Origin of the sequence: Corynebacterium sp. HMSC076G08 (assembly GCF_001811515.1) — a bacterium.
GTDB lineage: Bacteria > Actinomycetota > Actinomycetes > Mycobacteriales > Mycobacteriaceae > Corynebacterium > Corynebacterium hiratae.
The window spans coordinates 21,015-27,243 of record NZ_KV805006.1; the positions used below are offsets into that span (position 1 = coordinate 21,015).

At 50.7% G+C, this 6,229-nt stretch carries 3 protein-coding genes and 1 tRNA gene; 2 read left to right on the plus strand and 2 right to left on the minus strand.

What is annotated here, in order from left to right:
- Positions 1-9 precede the first annotated feature (9 nt).
- Positions 10-1,410, minus strand: coding sequence for a glycosyltransferase (locus HMPREF2806_RS00080; protein ID WP_070515499.1), 1,401 nt, complete (start codon positions 1,408-1,410; stop codon positions 10-12).
- Positions 1,411-1,606: 196 nt separating this feature from the next.
- On the opposite strand from HMPREF2806_RS00080, the gene HMPREF2806_RS00085 reads away from it, so the two are divergent.
- Positions 1,607-1,679 (plus strand) — tRNA-Asn (locus tag HMPREF2806_RS00085).
- Between the two features lie 820 nt (positions 1,680-2,499).
- Here the strand turns inward: HMPREF2806_RS00085 and HMPREF2806_RS00090 are convergent.
- On the minus strand, positions 2,500-3,582 hold the full coding sequence (locus tag HMPREF2806_RS00090; protein WP_158013193.1) for a DUF6270 domain-containing protein: 1,083 nt from the start codon (positions 3,580-3,582) through the stop codon (positions 2,500-2,502).
- Positions 3,583-4,938: 1,356 nt separating this feature from the next.
- Here HMPREF2806_RS00090 and HMPREF2806_RS12910 point away from each other — a divergent pair.
- Positions 4,939-6,147, plus strand: coding sequence for a glycosyltransferase (locus tag HMPREF2806_RS12910; protein WP_083306478.1), 1,209 nt, complete (start codon positions 4,939-4,941; stop codon positions 6,145-6,147).
- The last annotated feature ends 82 nt before the right edge of the window (positions 6,148-6,229 follow it).

A 6,229-nucleotide genomic window follows, 5' to 3' on the forward strand; every position in this document is an offset into this window, starting at 1 on the left:
GGCCGCCGCCTAGTTGCGTAGCTTCTTGTTCAGCTGGTCCAAGCGCGCGATGACTTTGTTGGAACGGTCCTCCCCGAGAACGCTGCGCATGTTAGCCACGATACTGGTCCGGTTCTGATAGACGCTGTCGATGGCTTGGGCAACTAGTCCACGCACACCTTGACTTCGAGCTGATTCCCAGTCCTCAGTGCTGACGAAGCGTGCTTTCCCGCCTCGCTGTTGCATGACCAGTTTTTTGACCTGGACCCCTTCGGCTCGCTCGCTTTGTGCCAGAATACGGAAGCCACGAAGGACGTAGCCGTGCTCCAAATGTAGGCTCACCAAGGTTTGAAAAGTTCCGCTCTCCGTGGGAACGTACGCGAAATGTCCGATGCTCGGGTTATTTGAGGCAGCAAACCCTTCGACCGTCTTGTAGGAGGGAACGCGCCGACCACGGGAATCCTCGACCCACAGGCTCACAAGGAGCTCATTATCAAGTTCCCACTCTGACTCTCCGTGGATAACAAAGCTGACGTCCCCGCTGGTGGGCTGAAGAAGGTAGTGCTGGCCACTGCCAACGGTTTCATCAATGCTCAGCGGCGTGCTTGTATTCTGCATCTGCTTGGCCACCGTGGGAAAGGATGCTTCAAGGGCAGCGACATCCGTAAATGGTGGGAACGCCGCCATGTTCTCCATGAGGCGTGCCATGACCACGCCGGGCTCATGGCGCATGGCATTGTCCTGGCCCGCGTGGATCGCGCGCAAGTAGCCTACCTGGGAGGCGTCCAAAATCACTGGCGCATATCGGTCTGATTTATCGTGCGGCCCGCTTTGGGGTTCCACGACGGTGCCGTCTTCCTTCACAGCGCAGACGGACATGAGGCCCATCGAGTTCATAGGTGTGTGGGCTTCGCGCAGGTGGAAGAATTGACCATCTGCATAGACCGCCTCGATGCCGAGCGGCATGCTAACGAGCATGCCTTCAAACTCGGGCTTGATATAGGGCGCTGTGGTTTGGAAATAGTGAGCGGACAAGACGTCATCGTCATCTAGCCGGTAGCGCCCAAACGTGCCCTTAAACCCAATTCCTTGGACGTAGCGGCGTACTGCGGTCCATCCGCTATCACCATCTGGAAGCTCGTCGAGGTGCAATACGTCGAAGCTGTCCGCTGCCTCCTGCAGCTGTGCCTTGAACTTCTGCGGCAAGGATTCAGAGAAGGAGACAACGTGCTTCACGTCGAAGCCTTCAGCGGCTTTCGCAAGTGTTGGCACGGTGTGGTTGAGGAAAATGTCCGTGCGCAACGACAGACGTGCATCGTCGTAGAGGTAGTCGCGGTACTCGTCTTCCGAGAACCCAGTCTGATCATTGCTTGCTCGCCACGACGCCGAATCGGGGACGAAGAGACTAAAGCGAGTGTGTCCAACAAACATGAAGAAACCTCTACCTCTTCCCTGCGAGCGTTACCTGATGACAGTCTAGCTTTGCTTGAAACAGGACTGAAAGGCGCCACACTACGTACATTTAAAATGGGTGTTGTACAGGCGATTTGTGTTCTCTGGAGAAGACCTTATATAGTTACATCTCGTTGCACGGAGCAAGGCCACTTGCCCAGCAGCATACGCATAATCCTCCATAGCTCAGTTGGCAGAGCATTCGACTGTTAATCGAAGGGTCACTGGTTCGAGCCCAGTTGGAGGAGCAATTAAGCCGCCTGGCAACAGGCGGCTTTTTGCTTTAAAACCATCCCCGCGAAGGGTTAAGGGTCAAAATGTGTGTCTGGTTCGGCGTGTCGCTGGGGCTAGATTTGACAGCTTCCGGGCCGGCCGACTAGGCGTCGACGGTGTTAGTGAAGTCCTAGTCGTTGGGATAACCAGTACGGCCGACGGTGCACGAGAAAACGCCGGCCGGCAACAACTACAACTACCACGCCAGCGTTCCAACGTGCGCGACACTAGAGCCATTTCATTCAGCTAGTTCCGTTCAGGGTGTCGGCGCAGCGCAGCAGGCGATAGGCTGGGCAGGTACGGCTGCATTGGTGACATCGGGGTGAATCTTGTTGGCGGAGAATCACTTGGTCTATACCGCCATCGGTCGAAGCCTCAGCCGTTCGATTCGTTGCATCTTGTATCTCCACCGCAGGGTTAGTGTGGTCGATTTTTGGCAATGAATCACCACATCGCCCGTTAACTACCACAGGTTGGCAGCCGCACCGTGGATTGGGCATCCCAGCCCCAGATAAATGCTCCCAAAGCGTATATTCTGCGAGACCCTACAGGTCAGCACCTAAAAATCCCCGATTCCAGCCACGCTTTTGACCCTTAACCCTAAGCTGGACTTAAGAGACATTTCGTGTGGATTTAGGAGCGCACGCCGCAGCCTTTTCCTATACCAAAGCTCGGATCCCATCCATTATCGATATGGATGTCGCATGTGGCTGGTCGCCCGCTTGGACGGCCGCGTCGTGAGAGCTTTCCCTCACCCAGACAGCGCCGGGTAGCAGCCCACTGCCCCCACAGTAATTAAGTATGAGATCCAATGACTTCCTTTTGAATAGCATCAGCTTGAGCTTCGTAGAAAACGCTCGAATAGTGAAATGGACTTATCCCCCATCGATGCTTTTCATCCGCCAAGAAGGTAGAGTCCGGGTACTCAAGAAATCTAATGTTGTCGTCTCTCCCACGAGCTGCGATATCATATAGGCGCTGCAGTTTAGCGTTTTGCTTAGCAATGAGTTTCTGATCCGGCAAGAGACCTCCCGCCGAGGAATGCGTAGCCCAAAACACTTTATTAATCAATAGCGCCTTTTGACTCAATGCTGAAGTAAAGAACTTCCACCCTTTTTCAAAATTCATAAAGTACGATTCCGAAAACACGTCGATTGATTTCCCTCCACGCATGAGTCCAGTTGCGAGATATTCGGGGCTTTCGGTGTACACACTACGCGACCCCACGAACAAAGGAAGGCGCTCGTCAATATAGTCAACCAAGATAGTAGAACCTGCCGCTAATTGTGCGAGCCTAATATTCGCTTTACTAAGATCACCTTCTACCATTCTTCTCTGAAATGGGCTTGGATTAAGATCCAGATGCTCTTTTTCGTGGTAAATAGGCGGTAAATGAAGTGTCGAATAACTGAAACGTGCTCTATAACCTGCAAGCGGAATTTGTACATATTCAAAGACATCACGCGAAACACAGCTTCCCATAACGAACACCGCATTTTCAAAATCGTTTCCGTCTATGGAAAAATAGATTTCAGAGTCTGTATACCACCGTCGAAGAAACATACTCAGACTCGACAGACCTTCCATCCAAAACTGTTTTTCGAATCGCTCAAGTTTCCCAGTACCAATAAGATAGAAGAAGTCAAAACCAGCTGGAGAGCGCACAAACCCGCTGGGCGTAGGCCCTTGCCCTTGCTCGATCCCAACGACGATTCGCTGATCTTGCCTTGCAAAGAATTGACCCGAAATCCGAAACACCCCCTCTGACTCGGAGCTCAAATCGAAGCTCAAGCTACTGTCTAGGGCAAAGAGGCTTTGACTTGTATTCATGATTCCTTCAATACTTCCTTTTAACAGATGCGATTCAATTGAAGTCACGGGACTTCATACGACAATGCATTCAGTTGCAGTTCTACAATAAGTCACGGTCGAAGGTCCAAGCATCTCGAGACACTCTCAGCTAACTCATTTTCCCAAGCTATAGTGCAATCTTGCTCGACACTGTCACACAAATGTACTTAGCATCGGAATCAAATTGAATCATGCGCATCTTGATCCCCAGCCAGTTTGAAGCACCTGTACTGCAGTTACCATTGCGACAAAGAGGGATTGGCCGCTATGCCAAAAACGTGTTCTGTCGAAGCTGTGAAGAGGACAGCCCATCCGATCACTGAACTGATCCGCCAGAAGATCCGATTACTCCAGCATACTTTCGAGGAAGCAGGCGACTTCCGCTTAATAGTCCCCACATGTTGAAAACTTGCTACCGCGGTGGACCCGCAAACTGAGACCATGCGAGATTTCTTTTTGCATTCCTATTCAAAGAAGAAGCCAAAGTCGCTACGTAGTTCGGAATAAGATCAATGAGGATGTTCACCAGGTTTGGTGCCTGGCGTGGTTTGCGACTAGGTATCCATACTTGTTCATCGACTCCCAGGATGCCTCACTACATCGAAGTGGTAGGAGGTCGTCGAGTACGATACGACGGCAGGCATCCAGTGCAACATTGTTAACCAACTCCCGTCCCACACCGCGTGCTTTGGCTGTGACCGAAACGCTCATATGGTCATTGACTAGGCACTGCAAGACTCAGTGAGGGCGCTTCGCTCCGCCATCCGCGCGAGCCGGTATGGCCTAGAAGAGCTTTCTCACACACGACATGGCTGTACACAGGAATCTGAGGCGTCCTACTTGCAGCCTGGCGGGAATCCCACAACGGGAAGAACGGCGAGTCGACGGGCCGCGAGGTCGCGGGGCATACCTGACTACTCGCAGTCCGGGCACACGCGGATGGCGGCTATTGGCCTGTCCTCGATGATAGGAAGGCGACCTACTTCAGGCACTGGTGATGGCAAGACCGATTTCCATGGTACGGCCGAAAGTGTAGGCGACGAGCCGGTTTCCAGAAGGCTTCACAGCACAACTCCTTGGCGTGTTCAGAAGACTGCGCACGAGCTTTCGTCTTCGCACCGGGTGCCCCCCCTGTTATGATGCCCTCTGAATCCGTCGTGTTCTACTTCACCCCGCTTCGCACCCCGTAACCATAAATGCCACTTCACCGACAGTTTCAAATGCCCAATTCCAAATACCCTTTAGCCCATAAAACGCCTTTACGCTTGCATTACTCCCCATTTTCAGCATCCGCCATAAGGCCGACTCATGCTATTATTTACTAGAACACTGCGGGTAAATGCTCGCGTAGCTCATAACGACGGACTATAGAAGGATTTCAGAATGGCATTCGTAGGCACTACTCGCTTCAGTATTTACGATCCTACATCTCCAGCATGGAAATCAACTTCCGCTTTTAATTCAGCCAAAGACTACTTTGACTATCTTTATTCCCCCGAACGAATCGAACCCCGCCTGCGCATTCTTAGCAAATTCAGTATTCCACTCATTTCGATTGCGGCGGAAAAGTATCCAATTCGTCATCTTATTCGATATTCGACTGAGATGCCTGAAAAATACATCTCACAGCTGAAGGAGCTCTCAAGCAAATATGAGTTTATCATCCTAGAGCCACATACCGACGGAAAGAGTAAACTGAATCCCTACAAAATTGGACTCGACTTAGCCGGAAGTTCCAAAGCTTTTGGAATCTACAGACTCGACGACGACGATCTTCTAACTCCGGATTTTTTCGATCAAACCGCTAGATACCTATCGCCCGCATTCGCAGGAATGAAGGTATCACTTGCGTTGGGTATTACTGGTCTTTACAACGGGGAAGAGTTCAGCACTTTCCGACAATGCTATCGACCTAAAATTGCAATCGGCTTGCTCGGAATCTATGCCACAGATAGCAATGGCCGATTGATTTCGCCTCCAGATTCGTCTCACCACCTTGCCGATAGATTTGGCCCAGTCATCGTAAATTCCGAACGTCCATCCTATTTTTGGACCCGTCATGTGGGCCAAGACACCACATTCGACGCAACAAATAAGGACTTGGAAATCATTCGTGAACTCAATTATTTCGACTCACTTCCACCGTCTTGGAATGTCGAAGAACTCTTTCCGACCATGCGAGGAACAATCAAAAATCGCAAACGGTTGGAGCTCTTTAAAGGGAATCCATCTATCAACTCGGGCGATTTTGTAAAAATCTCCCCCATTAATGGAAACTTCACTCTTCGCATCGATGCCTCATTCAAGGAAGACGTAGGTCCTAATTCGGCACTCATTAAATTTAGAATCAGTAATTCCACAGATAATACCCTTCTGGTTCCAAGCGAAACCCCAATTAATGGCCTATCGGTATCACCATATTCCTCAATTGGATATTTCCGCTACATTAAGACCAATAGAGGAAGAACTACCCAGGAAATCAGCATCAATCTTCCGCATGACTTCACAGTTGAAGAAATTGGAATTCAACCATTTGGTATTAAAGCGCACCCCCTCGAGCTTCATTCTTTAGAAGTCATCACCGACGAGTAGTTATTTCAAGGATCGATGAGTTCGGGCAGTCAGTTCACGACGTTTACTGGCCCTTCCGGTTTTAAAGTGCGTTGATTTTGTC

Coding starts and splice junctions, on each gene's coding strand:
- HMPREF2806_RS12910 (WP_083306478.1), top strand. CDS start 4,939: ATGGCATTCGTAGGCACTACTCGCTTCAGTATTTACGATCCTACATCT.
- HMPREF2806_RS00080 (WP_070515499.1), bottom strand. CDS start 1,410: ATGTTTGTTGGACACACTCGCTTTAGTCTCTTCGTCCCCGATTCGGCG.